This window comes from Companilactobacillus miaonis (assembly GCF_036913615.1).
In the GTDB taxonomy this organism is placed as follows: Bacteria; Bacillota; Bacilli; order Lactobacillales; family Lactobacillaceae; genus Companilactobacillus.
Window position 1 is genome coordinate 167501 of record NZ_JAYKTX010000001.1, and the last position, 15328, is coordinate 182828.

Genomic DNA, 15328 nt, shown 5'->3' on the forward strand with positions numbered 1-15328 from the left:
ATAATTCCCCAATATTATTTTTCTTTTTTATCTGATTCATCGTAAGCATCAATAATTTCCGCAACAACTGGGTGTCTAACCACGTCAGCTGATGAGAAATTGACAAATTCAATATGTGGTAAATGTTGCAGAACCGACTGTGCTTGGATCAAGCCACTGCGAGTATGTCCAGGAAGATCAATTTGCGAGATATCACCGTTAACGATCATCTTGGAATCAAAACCAAGTCTAGTTAAGAACATTTTCATCTGTTCACGCGTCGTATTTTGTGCTTCATCTAAAATAACGAAAGCCTCATCTAGAGTTCTACCTCTCATGTAAGCTAGTGGAGCTACTTCAATTACGCCACGTTCCAAAAGTCTACCTGTATGATCTGATCCTAGAATCGCATACAAGGCATCGTAAATCGGTCTCATGTACGGATCGACCTTTTCCTTTAAATCACCAGGCAAGAATCCTAAGCTCTCTCCGGCCTCGACAGCAGGCCTAGTGAGAATGATACGTTGAACTTTACCTTGTTTCAAAGCCGCAACAGCCATGACAACTGCTAGGTAAGTTTTACCAGTACCAGCGGGACCAATTCCAAAGGTAATGTCGTTGTGATTAATGGCATTAACATACTGTCTTTGTCCAAAATTACGGACACGAACAGGTTTGCCACTAAAATCTTTGATTAATTCATCTTTGTACAAGTCACCAAAATAATCTAAAGTTCCTCGTTCATCCATTTTTAAGCCACTGACTATATCGGCTGCACCAAGGATCACACCACTGTTAGCCAATTCAATGAATTTTTTAAGAAGTGTCAACGTGTGATCAACATTTTTCTCCTCACCAGTTACATCCAAATGGTCACCAAATGCATTGATCCCGACATTGAGACCTTCCTCAATTAAATGCAGATTACCATCATTAACTCCAAAAAGGTTGATAGCTTTTTGAGGATTCTTAATTAGAATGCTTTTTTTACTTTGTTCAACTTTTTCTGTCAATAAAACCCAACCTCCAGTTATTACTTGAATCATAGCACAAAGACGAATTCTTTGGATAAAAAAAAGGTTAAAACATAAAATGTTTTAACCTTAGAGAAACGATTAACGACGTTTCTTATTGCGTTTACGAGCAGCCTCAGATTTTAACTTTCTCTTGACACTTGGCTTTTCGTAAAACTCACGTTTACGGTATTCTTGTAGAGTACCACTCTTTGAAACAGAACGTTTGAATCGACGAAGAGCATCATCAAGCGACTCGTTTTCACGAACGACGGTTTTTGCCATATGATAATCCCTCCTTCCGATTTGTAACGTAACTGTCTATTGCTCTTGCAGTTCATATGTTATTATAACAAAAAGAAGATAATGTTCAAATATTTTTTTTAATTTTTTTGGAGGAATTTATTATGAAACAAAAATTGAACGTTTTTGTATTATCAGATGGAGTCGGTGAAACAGCCCTGAGAGTTGCTAAAGCAGCCTTCATTCAATTTCCGGAGATGGATACTACTTATACTAAGTATCCATTTATAAAAAATGATATTCAGCTAAAAAATATTTTACACATGGCAAAAGAACAACATGCCGTTGTATTACACACAATTGTTTCCGAAGAAACTTGTGAAGTTATCAATCAATACTGTCAAAATAACGGTATCGTTTATTATGATATTTTAAATCCTATTATTGGGACTTTTGCTCAAATGATCAAGCAAAAACCAATTCGTAAAAAGGGCTTGATGCACGAACTAGACAAAGATTACTTCGACATGATCTCAGCCATGGAATTCACTGTCAGTAACGATGATGGTCAAAATCCTAAAGGTTTCTTAGAAGCTGACTTAGTCCTGTTAGGAATCTCTAGAACCTCGAAAACCCCTCTTTCACTTTATCTCGCCAATAAAAACATCAAGGTGGCCAACTTACCTTTAAATCCTGTAACGGGCATCCCTGACGAATTATGGGAAGTTGATAAAAAGAAAATCATTGGTTTAACCAACGATATGAATGTCTTGAGAAAAATTCGTAGTCAAAGAATGATTGCTTACGGATTAAGTGCTGATACAAATTACTCCGGCGAAGATGAAATCCAAAAAGAATTAGATTACTCAAATGAACTTTATAAAAAGCTTGGTTGTCCAGTAATTAATGTTGCCGACAGATCAATTGAAGAGACTGCTGCAATTATCATGGAAAAATTAAATTTCAATGATTATCGCCAAGGATAGATAAAACGACTCTACTAGAATACTTTCAATCTAGTAGGGTCGTTTTCAATTTAGTTATTGTTGATCAATTTTTCCTTCATTTCAGGATCAAATTTGTTTGCCAAAAGCATTTCAATTTCTGGTTTAAATGGAGCAATTCCCTTTTTGTCATTTTCATCGCGTTTGACATAAGGAGTTTCCATAATCTTAGGAACGTTTTCCAACTGCGGATGATGAGCTACATAATTCAAAGCATCAAAGCCGATCGTACCAAAGCCGATGTCTTCATGGCGATCTTTGTGTGAACCACGCTCATTTTTCGAGTCATTTAAATGAATCACTGATAATTTATCTAACCCAATTATGTGATCAAATTCATTCAAAACACCATCAAAGTCATTTTTGACGTCGTAACCAGCATCACTCATATGACAAGTATCCATTGTGACAGATAATTTATCATTTTGGGCACAATTATCAAAAATCTCAGCAATTTGCTCAAAACTAGTGCCGACTTCTGTCCCTTTTCCAGCCATCGTTTCAATCGCAATCGAAACTTTTTGATTGGGATCGATAATTTCATTCAAAGCTTGGCCAATTTGCTTTAAGGCTACATCTGGTCCTTGTTTTAAGTGAGCTCCAGGGTGAAAACTGAGTGCTTGAATTCCTAAGGCGTCACAACGTTTGATTTCTCCACGCATAAAATCGATGCCAAATTCTAATTTATCAGGTTTTAATGTATTTCCTAAATTAATAATATAAGGTGCATGACCAATGATATTCTTGATTCCATACATTTCCAACAGGCGTTTACCTTCCGGTATGTTCATTTCCGAAACATCTTTTCGGCGTGTATTTTGAGGAGCACCAGTAAAGATCATCATCGCATTAGCACCATAACTATGGGCTTCTTTAGCAGATCCTGCCAACATCTTTGGAGCTTTCATTGCCACGTGTGAACCAATTATCATCAAAATCCCTCCATCAATTAAAATCACATAAAGTATAGCATACAAAAAACGAAGTCCGTAGACTTCGTTTTTTTAATATATGTGAGCTTGGTAAAACCTTCCCATAACTTTGACAGTATCGGTGACACTGACGAAAGCATGTGGATCAGAAATGGTCATAGCTGTCTCTAAGTCGTGTAACTCGGAACGAGAAATAACAGTAAATAAAATTGTTTTTTCTTCGTGCTTATACGCCCCTTCAACATCATGAACGATTGTAATACCACGTCTCATTTCATTTTGAATTTGTGTAATAACATTTTTTGGTTTAGAAGTAACGATCATCACTTGAAGTTTCTGATCCTTATTGTAAATCATATCAATTACTTGTCCATTAATAAAAATACTAACAGCACTGTATAAAGCGTGAACCCATCCGAAGAGAAAACCTGCACAGGCGACGATGAAAATATTAAACATAATATTGATCGTACCAACACTCTTACCGGTCTTCTTACGAAGGATGATTCCCAAGATATCAATTCCACCAGTAGAAATACCGTTTCTTAAAGCCATTCCAGTACCAAACCCATTAGCGACCGCACCAAAAATGGCACAGACTAATGGATCAGCAGTAATTTTAATCGGTGGCAAGAGATGCATCATCGTACTGGCTAAAGCTACTGCAATCACCGTAAAAATAGTAAATTTATGGTCAATTTTTCGCCAAGCCAAAACAAATAATGGTGCATTTAACGCAAAATACATAACCGCTGTTGACAAATTAAATGGCAACCATCGATGTGAAATTGTTGAGATCAATTGGGCAGCACCGGTTACACCAGAACCATAAATTCCACCTGGTGTCCAAAACATGTTAACCGCAATTGATACAGCAATTGAATATAAAAACGCTACTGAAATTTTGGATAAGTATTGATGTCTTTCGATCAGCTTATCTATTTCACCCATACTATAAGTTCTCCTAATTGTTCTTAAGTTACCTAAACAATATTAGCACAAATGAAAAATATTTCAGATTATTTAAGATGTTTTTTAATAAATTCTCCACGGCCGCCACTTTCTTCTAATTCAAAGCGTTCAGGATTCTTTTTATAGAAGTCCTGGTGGTAGTCTTCAGCATCATAAAATGGCTTAGCTGGAAGAATTTGCGTAACGATCGGTTCATCGTATTCGCCAGAGTTAGCTAAATCTTTCTTGGATTGTTCGGCAATATTTTTTTGTTGTTCGTCAGCATAATAGATAACTGGACGATAACTATCGCCACGATCTTGGAATTGGCCGGTGGCATCAGTTGGATCTGCGACCATCCAATAGATTTCAACTAATTGTTTATAAGAGATCACATCAGCATCAAAAGTAATCTTAACTGCTTCGGTGTGTCCTGTGGTACCAGTACATACTTGTTCGTAAGTTGGATTCTCAACGTGTCCACCAGTGTAACCTGAGACAACAGAGATAATTCCTGGTTGTTTATCAAACGGACTAACCATGCACCAGAAACAACCACCAGCAAAAATTGCAGTTTCTTTTTTCATTTATTCAGCGTCTCCCTCTTCAACGTATTTCTTGTAGTCTGAATATCCATCAGCATCCATCTCTTCATAAGGAATAAACTTCAAGGCTGCTGAATTGATACAATATCTCAAACCACCCAATTCTTTCGGACCATCATTGAAAACATGTCCTAGATGTGAATTAGCATCTTCACTTCTAACTTCAGTTCTTTCACGACTCAAACGAGTATCGCGACTTTCCTTTAGCTTAGCAATTGGTTCACTAAATGAAGGCCAGCCACAACCAGCATCAAACTTTTTAGCTGAAGAAAACAATGGTTCACCACTAGCAATATCTACATAGATACCCTTCTTATAAAAGTCATCATACTTGCCAGAAAATGGACGTTCTGTATCAGCATCTTGTGTGACGCTACGTTGTATATCTGAAAGTCCCTCTAAATTCTTCTCGTACTTTGCCATAAAAACCACTCCTTCTCAATAACTACAAGTACAGTATAAACATCAGAAAAATTAAATCTAACAATATGCTCACAAGCATACTGCCACAATCAAACCAATTGTTAAATTGTGCACAATTTAAAGATTTTTCTAATATTGTTCTAAGTTTACAACAATAAACTTTAAAAATGCAATAAGTGAAAAAATATTCTTCTTAAATTTAGTTTGATTAAGCATGCCGTCCCTCCATAGCAAAACTTAAACTAAAAAATGCAGACCTTTTCAGATCTGCATTAGTTATTAATCTTTTTTACTTACTTCAATACCTAAATCATCCAATTGTTGTTTTGAAACTTCAAGCGGAGCATGTGTCATTGGTTCAGTAGCATTTGAATTCTTAGGGAATGCAATCACGTCACGAATGTTGTCTTTGCCTGATAGTAACATAGCAAATCTATCCAAACCGATAGCCAAACCACCATGTGGAGGACAACCGTATTGCAAAGCATCTAGTAGGAAGCCAAATTGTTCATAGGCTTTTTCTTTTGTGAAGTTCAAAGCTTTAAGCATCTTTTCTTGAATCTTGTAATCATGGATACGAATTGATCCACCACCAAGTTCATAACCGTTCAAAACAATATCGTAACTTTGAGCATATGCCTTATGAGGATCTTCGCCATCATTTAGATAGTGAACATCTTCTTCGTTTGGCATTGTGAATGGATGGTGAGCAGCAGTCCATCTTTGAATTCCTTCGTCATATTCGAATAATGGCCAGTTAACAACCCAAATAAAGGCAAATTCATTTGGATCATACAAGTGTTGTTCCTTAGCAATTGCTTTTCTCAAGTAACCTAAAGCGTCAGCAACAATCTTCTTATTGTCAGCAACAAATAATACTAAGTCATTATTTTCAAGGCCTAGACGCTCAACTAAAGCATCCTTGTGATCCTTGATAAACTTAGAAACGCCACCAGTCATATCGTTATCATTGAATTTGAACCAAGCAAGACCTTTAGCACCAAAGCGCTTGATGTATTCTTGATAAGCTTCAATATTCTTACGTGAATATTTGTCAGCTGCATCTTTAACGACAATAGCTTTAACTTGACCACCATTGTCGATAGTATTCTTGAAGACTTTGAATTCAGTATCCTTCAAAACATCATTCAAGTTTTGTAGTTCCATACCGAAACGAACATCAGGTTTATCTGAACCGAAACGATCCATCGCGTCATCCCAGTCAATTCTTGGGAATGGTGTCTTAACCTCGATACCCTTTTCATCCTTCATGACACGAGCAATTAGTCCTTCAGTGACAGTTTGGATTTCTTCTTTACTCATGAAACTAGTTTCAAGATCAATTTGGGTAAACTCTGGTTGACGGTCACCACGAAGATCCTCATCACGGAAACAATGTGCAAGTTGGAAGTAACGATCGAATCCACCGACCATTAATAGTTGCTTGAACAATTGTGGTGATTGTGGCAAGGCAAAGAAACGTCCTGGATAAACACGTGAAGGAACCAAATAATCACGGGCACCTTCCGGTGTTGATGGTGTAAGATTTGGTGTTTCGATGTCAATGAAGCCATTTTCATAAAGATATTCGTTTACAGAATGTTTGATTTGGGCACGTGTTCTAATTGCCTTTTGCATTTCTGGTCTACGAAGATCAAGATAACGATACTTTAATTTTGTTTCTTCTGAAGAATCGATGTCATCTTTGATTTCAAATGGTGGTGTCAATGATTTGTTTAAAATCTCAACTTTTTCAACGACAACTTCAACTTTACCAGTTGTCATATCATCATTAGTGGCACCTTCACCACGAAGTCTAACAGTACCAATGGCATTAATTACATATTCAGATCTTAATGTTTCTGCTACTTCAAGTACTTCTTTGTGATCAGTATTAAAAACTAATTGAACGATTCCTTTGTAGTCTCTCAAATCAACGAAAACTAAGCCACCTAAATCACGACGTCTTTGTACCCATCCGTCTAAAGAAACTTTTTGTCCAACGTATTTTTCAGTAATATTGCCACAATAGTCTGTTCTTTCTTCCATCTTTATCCCTCGATCTTTTTCAATTCTTCAGCCAAATTTTTCAATGATACACTGACTTGTTCGCCAGTTGCCATGTTTTTAACACTTGCTGTATCATTTTCCAATTCTGTATCGCCAATAGTTACCGTGTATTTAGCATTTAAATTATTGGCCGTCTTGAACTGAGCTTTGATTTTTCTTTGTAGATAATCTTTATCGGCGGAGAAACCAGCCAAGCGTAGTTCGGATAAAATTTTTACCGAAGCACGTTCAGCTTTGTCACCAATAGTAACTAAGTACACATCTAAGTTTGATGTTGCTGGAATATTTTTATCATCAATCAACAACATCAAGCGCTCTACTCCTAGTCCAAAACCGATACCAGGAGTTTCTGGGCCACCCAATTCTTCAACCAAACCGTTGTATCTACCACCAGCTAAAACGGTAATTTCTTTATTATCAAAAGCTGGGTCCGTTACCATAAATTCAAAAATAGTGTGGTTATAATAATCTAATCCACGAACCATAGTTGAATCAACTTCGTAATTGATACCCAAATCTTCCAATAAACTCTTCAAATATTCAAAACGTTGACTAGAAGCATCATTCAAATAATCTAAAATCGATGGTGCATTAGCAACAATTTTCTTATCATTTTCGTCTTTACTATCAAGGATTCTTAAAGGATTCTTTTCTAGACGAACTTTAGAATCTTCACTCAACTGATCTTTAAATGGTGTGAAATAATCTACCAAAGCTTGATGATAAGCTGCGCGTGATTCAGGATCACCTAAAGTATTTAAAGCAACTTTCAAATTCTTAATTCCTAAACGATGTAAGAATTCCAAACCTACTGAAATAATTTCTGCATCCAACTCTGGTGAATCGGAACCAAAAGCTTCTACACCAATTTGATGGAATTGACGTTGACGACCAGACTGTGGACGTTCGTATCTAAACATTGGTCCTTTGTACCAAACTTTATAAGGTTTGATATGATCAGGTCCATACAATTTATTTTCTACGTATGCCCGAACAACTCCGGCTGTTCCTTCTGGTCTTAAAGCAATGTGACGATCTCCTTTATCGTGAAAATCGTACATTTCTTTTGAAACGATATCTGAAGTATCTCCAGATGATCTTTCAAAAACATCATAAGACTCAAACATTGGTGTTCTAATCTCAGAAAAACGATACTTATTAAATGTATCTTGAGCGACTGATTCAACGTATTGCCATTTTTCAGATTCACCCGGCAAAATGTCCATCGTCCCCTTGGGTTTTTGATAACGCATATATTCCTCCTTAATAAAAAACACCCTTGTCCAATTCAGACAAGGGTGCTTTTTGCACGGTACCACCTAGTATTTTTGCTGCAGTTAACGCCTGCCAAACGATAAATAGTCACGTGCTCAATTGTTGTCTGCTCTCAGCTACCAGATTCTCTGTAAAACAATTATCGGTTCTTTAATATATTTGTAGATTAGTCGAAAACGGCTATAAAGTCAAGTTTTTGCAAAAAAATGTGATTGTCGCTTTCAAGTTGTCCTTTTTTTCAGTAAGATATACTTATCAAGTAGTATGCATCTATTACCATAGAGGGATCTGGTATGATGGAAAAAATAAAAAAGTTCTTCATTAAAAATCGGATTCTTGTTGCCATTGTTTTTTTACTTGCACTATCTAGTTTTTCAACGATTGCTTTAGCTAGTGCTAATCAAGTCGTTGTTCAATCAGAATCAGTTAACGTCAGAGTTGGTCCCGGATTAGCATACAGTAATATGGGACAAGTTAAAAAAGGCGATAAATTAGCCATTTTAGCTGAAAAAAACAAATGGTACCAAGTTAGATTATCCGGAGATAAAATTGGCTGGATTGCCAGCTGGTTGATCAACAACACTGAAGTAAGTTCAGCAACCAATAAAGTTGGGATCGTCAAAGTTCCTAATACAACTGTCTTCAAGACTGCTGATGCCAATGGTAACGTCTTAGGTACAATTCAACAGTCCCAAAAAGTTACGATAATTTATCAAGAACAAGATTGGACTCAAATCCTTTACAACGGAACTGCCGGCTGGGTCAAATCTAGTTTCATTCAAGGAACTCAACAGACTTCCGGCTCAACTAATACTTCAAATACTGATAATGATATTAAATCAGTCACTGTTACTCAACCAAATACAAAAATTAGAATTGAGCCTAACTCCAGTGGTCGAATCGTTAAAACCGCTAAAGTCGGTAAACGTTTTGATTACTTAGGAAAAGACGGTAAATGGTACAAAGTTCGTGATAGTGATGGATCAGTTGGCTATGTAGCCAGTTGGGTCGTAACTATTTCTGGCACTAAGAGTGCTGTTAAATCGGCCGCTACTAATATCTCTGAAGCAACGATCGTAATCGATCCAGGTCATGGTGGCGACGACTCTGGTGCTGAATCAAAGAACAACACCTACGAAAAGAATTTCACACTTAAGTTTGCTAAAGCCATCAAAGCTCAGCTTGAAAAAACTGGTGCTCGAGTAGTTCTAACCCGTTCCGGTGATAATAGTAAGACCCTCGGTCAAAGAGCTAGATTATCCAGTCGTATTCAAGCAGATGCCTTTATCAGTCTGCACTTCGATTCTAGTGCTCAAGACAATGTTGGTTCAGGAGTAACCACTTACTACTACAATAAAAATAAAGATGGACAATTAGCTGATGATTTGAATTCTCAATTAAAGAATCTCTCCATCGGTAGTCGTGGTACCGCTCAAAAAGATCTCTACGTCTTACATTACAACAGTCAACCTTCAGTTTTACTTGAACTAGGCTATATCAATTCATCAAGTGATTACAAATACATCAATTCAACTTCTTACCAAAATGAGGTTGCCAGAGATGTCACAAATGGCCTTAAAGAATACTTCAAATAGAAAAATCGGGAAACTATCAAGCTTCCCGATTTTTTTGTCTTCTATCTGATATAGTAAAAGTAAAACTAATACGAGGATAATTGATCATGAAGGTTTACTTAATTAGACATTCCGAACCAGATTTTTCACAAGTGGATGCAGCTGGATACAAAGGTTTAGCTAGAGATTTAACTAGACTGACTCCAAAGGGAATCAAAATAGCTGATCAAGCAGCTCAGAATCCAATTTTTCAGCAAGTTCAAATGTTATTAATCTCCCCCTATACTCGAACTATGCAAACAGCTCACGAAATTCTCAAGTATCATCAAATTCCCAATCAGGTTGAATTATTACTTCACGAATGGCGACCTGACAAATCTAACAAAATGGACGCATCCCAACAAGAATTAGATATAGCTTACCAAGATTTTTTAAATGGCACGCACAATTCCACTCTTGATTTCGAAACCCGTGATGAGGTCATGACGCGCGTTAATTCTGTTTTAGATCGTTACAAAAACAAGTATGATTGCATCGCCTGCGTTACTCACGGTGGTGTGATGGCTCAATACACTGGCGACCGGGAAATTCCATTTTGCGGAATTTACGAAATTAATTATAATTAGTCCATTTAATAATCAATTAACTTTGTTATAATATTTCTAATGCTTTTAAAGGGAGTTATGTTATGAATAGACTCAAAAATATCTTTCCAAAGAAAACCGTCACTGAACTCTACGACGAAGACGGCAACTTGCCTAAACTCTTTCGAGCTTATGGTAACCGACAAATTTTTGAAGTAGTCATCGGCTTAGCAACATTAATGATGCGTGGACTCGGTCTTATCTTCTTAGTAGGTTCACTTCTTGATTTGTACTTTTTCTCCTACACTTTCAAAGTTCGAAACATGAAAACTGGTAGTACTTATTTAATGGACAAACCAGAATGGAAGAAATATCATAAAATCTACAAAGAACAAGTTCAAAAAAACAAAAACTAAATAAAGAAGCTGAACTAATGCTACATGCATTAATTCAACTTCTTTTTATTTTAACCGTGATTGTCGTTTACTCTGATTAATTATAAGGTTGGATAAAGAGCCATTTTTTCATTAGTACGGATTTTCCATTTTAATCTTTGGTGATCAATTCTTTCAAAGTATTTCTAATTTTTGCTAGCTCGTCTTTTTTTAACTCGTTTGCAGTTTGAATATTGTGCAATAGTTCAGACATTCGTTTTCTTTGTTCATCGTTATCACCTAAAGTATAACCATTGTGACGTAAGAAAAAGTCTAATGTGATCAAGGCCGTTTCAAGATTATATTTCTCAAAAATATCATCCCGAATAATTGTACAAATCAAATGGGTTGCGTACCAAGATAAATCATCGAATTGATTTAAGAATTCGATATTGCTACGAAGTCTTTTTTCACTAAAAACAATTTCTTCACCGGATTCTATTTCCAAATGAATGGCAACGATTTGGTCATAAGTTAATTTTTCCAAGCAATTTTCCTCATACTCATTAAAGTAAATTTTTGATCTCTAATAAATCATTAATTTTATTATCATAATCAAAATCAACATTTGAATCATTCAATAAAATTGTATGTGCACCAACACTGCGACCAAAATCAACATCGATTTTGCGATCACCGATTACCCAGAGATTTTCAGCTTTTAAGTCATATTTTGACATCAAATAATTCAGCATATCAGGATCTGGTTTACGCTGATAACCATTCTCAACACTGACAACTTCTTTAAAATAATGTTCAATTCCCAGATTTTTGACTAATTCATAGATTGAATTGTCACGGTGTGTTACCACGAATTGAATATAATGTTTTTCATCGCAATATTTTAAGGCATCCAAAACATGAGGAATCAATGTGATTTTGTCATGATACTGACTCTCAACATGATGATACGTTTTGTAAAACAAATTTACAGCTGCATCGACGTCATCTTGTTCTTGCAACAATTGCGTGACGTACTTTCTGACAGATGTTTTTTTTGATTCTTTAAAGATAGTGTCCTTTGATAAACTAATGCCAAAATTTTCCCGAAGTGATTCCTGTGTTGCTGCGACTATTCCGGGATAACTATTAGCAATGGTATCATCAAAGTCCCAAACAATACTTTTCATTATTATCGCTCCATTAAAATAGTTACTGGTCCATCATTAGTAAGTGACACTTGCATGTCAGCGCCAAATTCGCCAGTTTCAACATTTAGATCAAAGGCACGCAAGGCCTTATTAAATTGATCATATTTTTTACTCGAAGACTCAAAGTCCCCTGCTCCAGTGAAACTAGGCCGATTACCATGTTTGGTATCAGCATAGAGTGTGAACTGGGAAATCGATAAAATGCTACCTTGCACATCTTTTATTGACAAGTTCATTTTATCATCAGAATCAGAAAATATCCTCATATTAGCAATCTTACGTGCCATATAACTGATAGTTTCCTCGTTATCTTCATTTGCAAAAGCTACTAACAAACAAAATCCTTGATCAATTTGACCAAGGATTTTTTGATCGACAGTGACTTTAGCTTGTGAAACTCGTTGTATAACAACTTTCATAAATTACGCTACCGTCCTCTTAATTTCATAGACATTTGGAATATTCTTCAGTTTTGAAATAATACTATCCAAATGCTCTTTATTATTTACTCCGATACTGACATGAACAATTGCCATTTTCTCTTTGTCCAAGCGTCCAATAACATTGTTCAAAGTATTAGTATTGGAATTAATTACTTGTAATATTTCATTGATCAATCCGTTTCGGTTGAAGGCATAAATATCCAATTCAGCTGAATAACGTTTTTCTTTTGTTACATTATCCCAACTAACGTCGATAAAACGTTTCTTAGCTTCTTCACTCTGAACATTTGGACAATCAGCGCGATGAATCGTCAAACCACGCCCCTTAGTAATATAACCAACAATTTTATCGCCAGGAATGGGACTACAACACTTGGCCAAACGGATCAATAGATTGTCAATTCCTTGAACGGAAATACTATTGTTAGCATTGTTACGTTCTTTTTGAAGCTTTGGACTGTCAGTCTGTGGTTGCTTAGGCTGCTCGTCCTCAGTAATAACAGATTCTTCAAGCTCCTTTTTTTCAGCTTCCTTTTTCTTTTCGGGATCTTCGTTAAGTAACTTGTGAACCACGTTGATCGGTGATAATTCACCATATCCAACGGCGTTGAACAATTCATCCGGATCAGTGTAGTTAAAGACTTTCATGGCTAATTCCAAATGCTTCTTATCCAAATACTTCTTACTAGAAAGGGAACGATTTTTTAGCTCTTCTTCAATTTGCTCACGACCGATTTCAATGTTTTCTTCACGGTCTTTAGTTCTGAAGTAACGTTTAATTTTATTTCGTGCTCTAGAAGTAAAGACAACATTGACCCAATCACGACTTGGTTCAGAATTGGAGTTCGTCAACATTTCAACAATATCGCCGTTTTTCAATTGATAATTAAGTGGCACCATTCTGCCATTGATCTTAGCACCAACTGAATGATTACCTACCTCGGTATGTACTTGATAAGCGAAGTCCAATGTTACAGCACCCTTTGGTAATTCAATGACTTCACCTTCTGGCGTAAAGACATAGACGCGATCATTGAAAATTTCACCTTTAACTGACTTCATAAAGTCAGAGGCATTACTCGAGTTCTCCTGCAATTCCAAAATTTCACGAAAAACATCGATTTTTTGTTCATCTTCATCCAGGTGAACACCTTCGAAGTTTCCTTCTTTATAGGCCCAGTGAGCAGCAACACCATATTCAGCAACTTGATGCATAGCAAATGTTCTAATCTGGACTTCAAGTGGCTGTCCACCCGGTCCAATAATTGTCGTATGTAGTGATTGATAACCATTAGCTTTCGGAACGGCGATATAATCCTTGAAACGACCTGGAATTGGCTTCCATTTTGAGTGAATCGAACCTAAAACCGCATAGCAGTCCTTCACCGACTCCACGACAATTCGTATTGCGAGCAAGTCATATAACTCGGAAAATTGTTTATGCTTGTCACGCATTTTTTTATAGATGGAATAAATGTGTTTAGGTCGTCCATAAATATCATATTTGATATGCAAGGCATCAACGTTTTTCTTAATGTAATCAATTGCTTCAGCAATGTATGCTTCACGCTGATCACGTTTACTATTCATTAAATGAACGATTCGGTAGTACTGTTGTGGGTTGATGTAATGTAAAGACAAGTCTTCAAGTTCCCATTTGATCTTACTAATACCTAAACGATCAGCCAAAGGAGCATAGATTTCCAATGTTTCAGTTGCAATGCGACGTTGTTTATCGGGGCGTAAGGCTTTCAATGTGCGCATATTGTGTAGTCGATCAGCCAATTTAACCATAATGACACGCAGATCTTTTGCTGTTGCTAAAAGCATCTTACGATGATTTTCAGCTAAAAGTTCCTGGTGAGAGTGATACTTATACTTACTGATTTTAGTCACGCCGTCCACGATTGTCGCAACTTGATCACCAAATAACTCTTTAACATCCCCCAGAGTAATATTGGTATCCTCAACTACATCATGTAAATAGCCAGCCGCAACTGTGTATGGATCCATATTCAAAGAAGCCAAGATTTGTGCAACTTGAGTTGGGTGAATAATATACGGTTCGCCAGTGGCACGTTTTTGTTCCTTATGAACATAAGCAGCAAACTGGTAAGCTTTATTAACAAATTCCACGTGATCGTCGTTCATATATCCACGACAAATGTCTAACACTTCTTCAGGAGTATAATCCTTATTTTTCTTCATTCAATTCACCCCGTTACAATAAAAAGCACTCAATGAGTGCTTTTTAATTTTATCTATTATTATAGATTGCTTTATCACAAAATTACAATTAATTTTCTTTATCTTCAAATAGGAAATAAATCAAGATACTTAGTAGAAGATAGATTCCTGACAAAAAGTAACCGTAGCGTCCATATTTAATGAAAACACTGATTACGAAGATAACCGGAAAAATAACTAAATTAAAAAATGATAATTGATACTTTCTTGTGAACCAACCGATAAAGGCAGCAAACAAAATATTAATAACAAAGAAGAGCCAAATAATTCGATTTGTTCTCCCTAGATGAAAGAGATTAAAGAGAATTGGCATAATAAATACCAAAATAATTGAGATTAAAGCAATATAAGTTGTTTTTGACTTTTCTACTGCATTCCAAATTTTTTTCACGTTCTATTT

The 15328-nt window shown here is 36.2% G+C and carries 17 protein-coding genes; 4 read left to right on the top strand and 13 right to left on the bottom strand.

Going from position 1 to position 15328, the window contains the following annotated elements; genetic code table 11:
• Positions 1 to 14: 14 nt before the first annotated feature.
• Positions 15 to 1025, bottom strand: coding sequence for a PhoH family protein (locus U8521_RS00730; protein WP_442886102.1), 1011 nt, complete (start codon positions 1023 to 1025; stop codon positions 15 to 17).
• A gap of 69 nt (positions 1026 to 1094) precedes the next feature.
• Positions 1095 to 1277, bottom strand: coding sequence for a 30S ribosomal protein S21 (gene rpsU, locus U8521_RS00735; RefSeq protein ID WP_010019742.1), 183 nt, complete (start codon positions 1275 to 1277; stop codon positions 1095 to 1097).
• A 122-nt stretch (positions 1278 to 1399) separates the two neighbouring features.
• On the opposite strand from rpsU, the gene U8521_RS00740 reads away from it, so the two are divergent.
• Complete coding sequence (locus tag U8521_RS00740; RefSeq protein WP_334332789.1) at positions 1400 to 2221, top strand: pyruvate, water dikinase regulatory protein; 822 nt, start codon at positions 1400 to 1402, stop codon at positions 2219 to 2221.
• Positions 2222 to 2271: 50 nt separating this feature from the next.
• Here the strand turns inward: U8521_RS00740 and U8521_RS00745 are convergent, their stop codons facing one another.
• The 6 genes from U8521_RS00745 to hisS form a co-directional block, all read right to left on the bottom strand.
• Positions 2272 to 3171 (bottom strand): deoxyribonuclease IV, encoded by a 900-nt coding sequence (locus U8521_RS00745; RefSeq protein ID WP_334332790.1) that lies wholly within the window; start codon positions 3169 to 3171, stop codon positions 2272 to 2274.
• 72 nt (positions 3172 to 3243) lie between these two features.
• Positions 3244 to 4122 carry a YitT family protein gene (locus U8521_RS00750; RefSeq protein ID WP_334332791.1) on the bottom strand — a complete coding sequence of 293 codons (879 nt, stop codon included), beginning with the start codon at positions 4120 to 4122 and terminating at the stop codon, positions 3244 to 3246.
• Positions 4123 to 4190: 68 nt separating this feature from the next.
• A complete protein-coding gene (msrA, locus tag U8521_RS00755; RefSeq protein ID WP_334332792.1) occupies positions 4191 to 4709 on the bottom strand; it encodes a peptide-methionine (S)-S-oxide reductase MsrA in 519 nt (172 codons plus the stop codon).
• Complete coding sequence (msrB, locus tag U8521_RS00760; protein WP_334332793.1) at positions 4710 to 5150, bottom strand: peptide-methionine (R)-S-oxide reductase MsrB; 441 nt, start codon at positions 5148 to 5150, stop codon at positions 4710 to 4712.
• 279 nt (positions 5151 to 5429) lie between these two features.
• The gene (gene aspS / locus U8521_RS00765) at positions 5430 to 7199 is read right to left on the bottom strand and encodes an aspartate--tRNA ligase (RefSeq protein ID WP_334332794.1); all 1770 of its coding nucleotides are present in this window, start codon (positions 7197 to 7199) and stop codon (positions 5430 to 5432) included.
• A 2-nt stretch (positions 7200 to 7201) separates the two neighbouring features.
• Entirely contained in the window at positions 7202 to 8473 is a 1272-nt protein-coding gene (hisS, locus tag U8521_RS00770) for a histidine--tRNA ligase (protein WP_334332795.1), read from the bottom strand.
• Positions 8474 to 8788: 315 nt separating this feature from the next.
• On the opposite strand from hisS, the gene U8521_RS00775 reads away from it, so the two are divergent.
• The 3 genes from U8521_RS00775 (at position 8789) to U8521_RS00785 (ending at position 11069) form a co-directional block, all read left to right on the top strand.
• Positions 8789 to 10090 (top strand): N-acetylmuramoyl-L-alanine amidase family protein, encoded by a 1302-nt coding sequence (locus U8521_RS00775; protein ID WP_334351542.1) that lies wholly within the window; start codon positions 8789 to 8791, stop codon positions 10088 to 10090.
• Positions 10091 to 10176: 86 nt separating this feature from the next.
• Positions 10177 to 10695: a histidine phosphatase family protein gene (locus tag U8521_RS00780; RefSeq protein ID WP_334351543.1), complete on the top strand. Its 519-nt coding sequence runs from the start codon at positions 10177 to 10179 to the stop codon at positions 10693 to 10695.
• Positions 10696 to 10757: 62 nt separating this feature from the next.
• Entirely contained in the window at positions 10758 to 11069 is a 312-nt protein-coding gene (locus U8521_RS00785) for a hypothetical protein (RefSeq protein WP_334332798.1), read from the top strand.
• Positions 11070 to 11199: 130 nt separating this feature from the next.
• Here the strand turns inward: U8521_RS00785 and U8521_RS00790 are convergent, their stop codons facing one another.
• The 5 genes from U8521_RS00790 to U8521_RS00810 form a co-directional block, all read right to left on the bottom strand.
• Positions 11200 to 11574 (bottom strand): hypothetical protein, encoded by a 375-nt coding sequence (locus U8521_RS00790; RefSeq protein WP_334332799.1) that lies wholly within the window; start codon positions 11572 to 11574, stop codon positions 11200 to 11202.
• A 19-nt stretch (positions 11575 to 11593) separates the two neighbouring features.
• On the bottom strand, positions 11594 to 12217 hold the full coding sequence (locus tag U8521_RS00795; protein WP_334332800.1) for an HAD-IA family hydrolase: 624 nt from the start codon (positions 12215 to 12217) through the stop codon (positions 11594 to 11596).
• Between the two features lie 2 nt (positions 12218 to 12219).
• The gene (gene dtd / locus U8521_RS00800) at positions 12220 to 12657 is read right to left on the bottom strand and encodes a D-aminoacyl-tRNA deacylase (protein WP_334351544.1); all 438 of its coding nucleotides are present in this window, start codon (positions 12655 to 12657) and stop codon (positions 12220 to 12222) included.
• Between the two features lie 3 nt (positions 12658 to 12660).
• A complete protein-coding gene (locus U8521_RS00805; protein WP_334332802.1) occupies positions 12661 to 14889 on the bottom strand; it encodes a RelA/SpoT family protein in 2229 nt (742 codons plus the stop codon).
• An 88-nt stretch (positions 14890 to 14977) separates the two neighbouring features.
• Complete coding sequence (locus U8521_RS00810) at positions 14978 to 15319, bottom strand: hypothetical protein (RefSeq protein ID WP_334332803.1); 342 nt, start codon at positions 15317 to 15319, stop codon at positions 14978 to 14980.
• Positions 15320 to 15328: the final 9 nt, after the last annotated feature.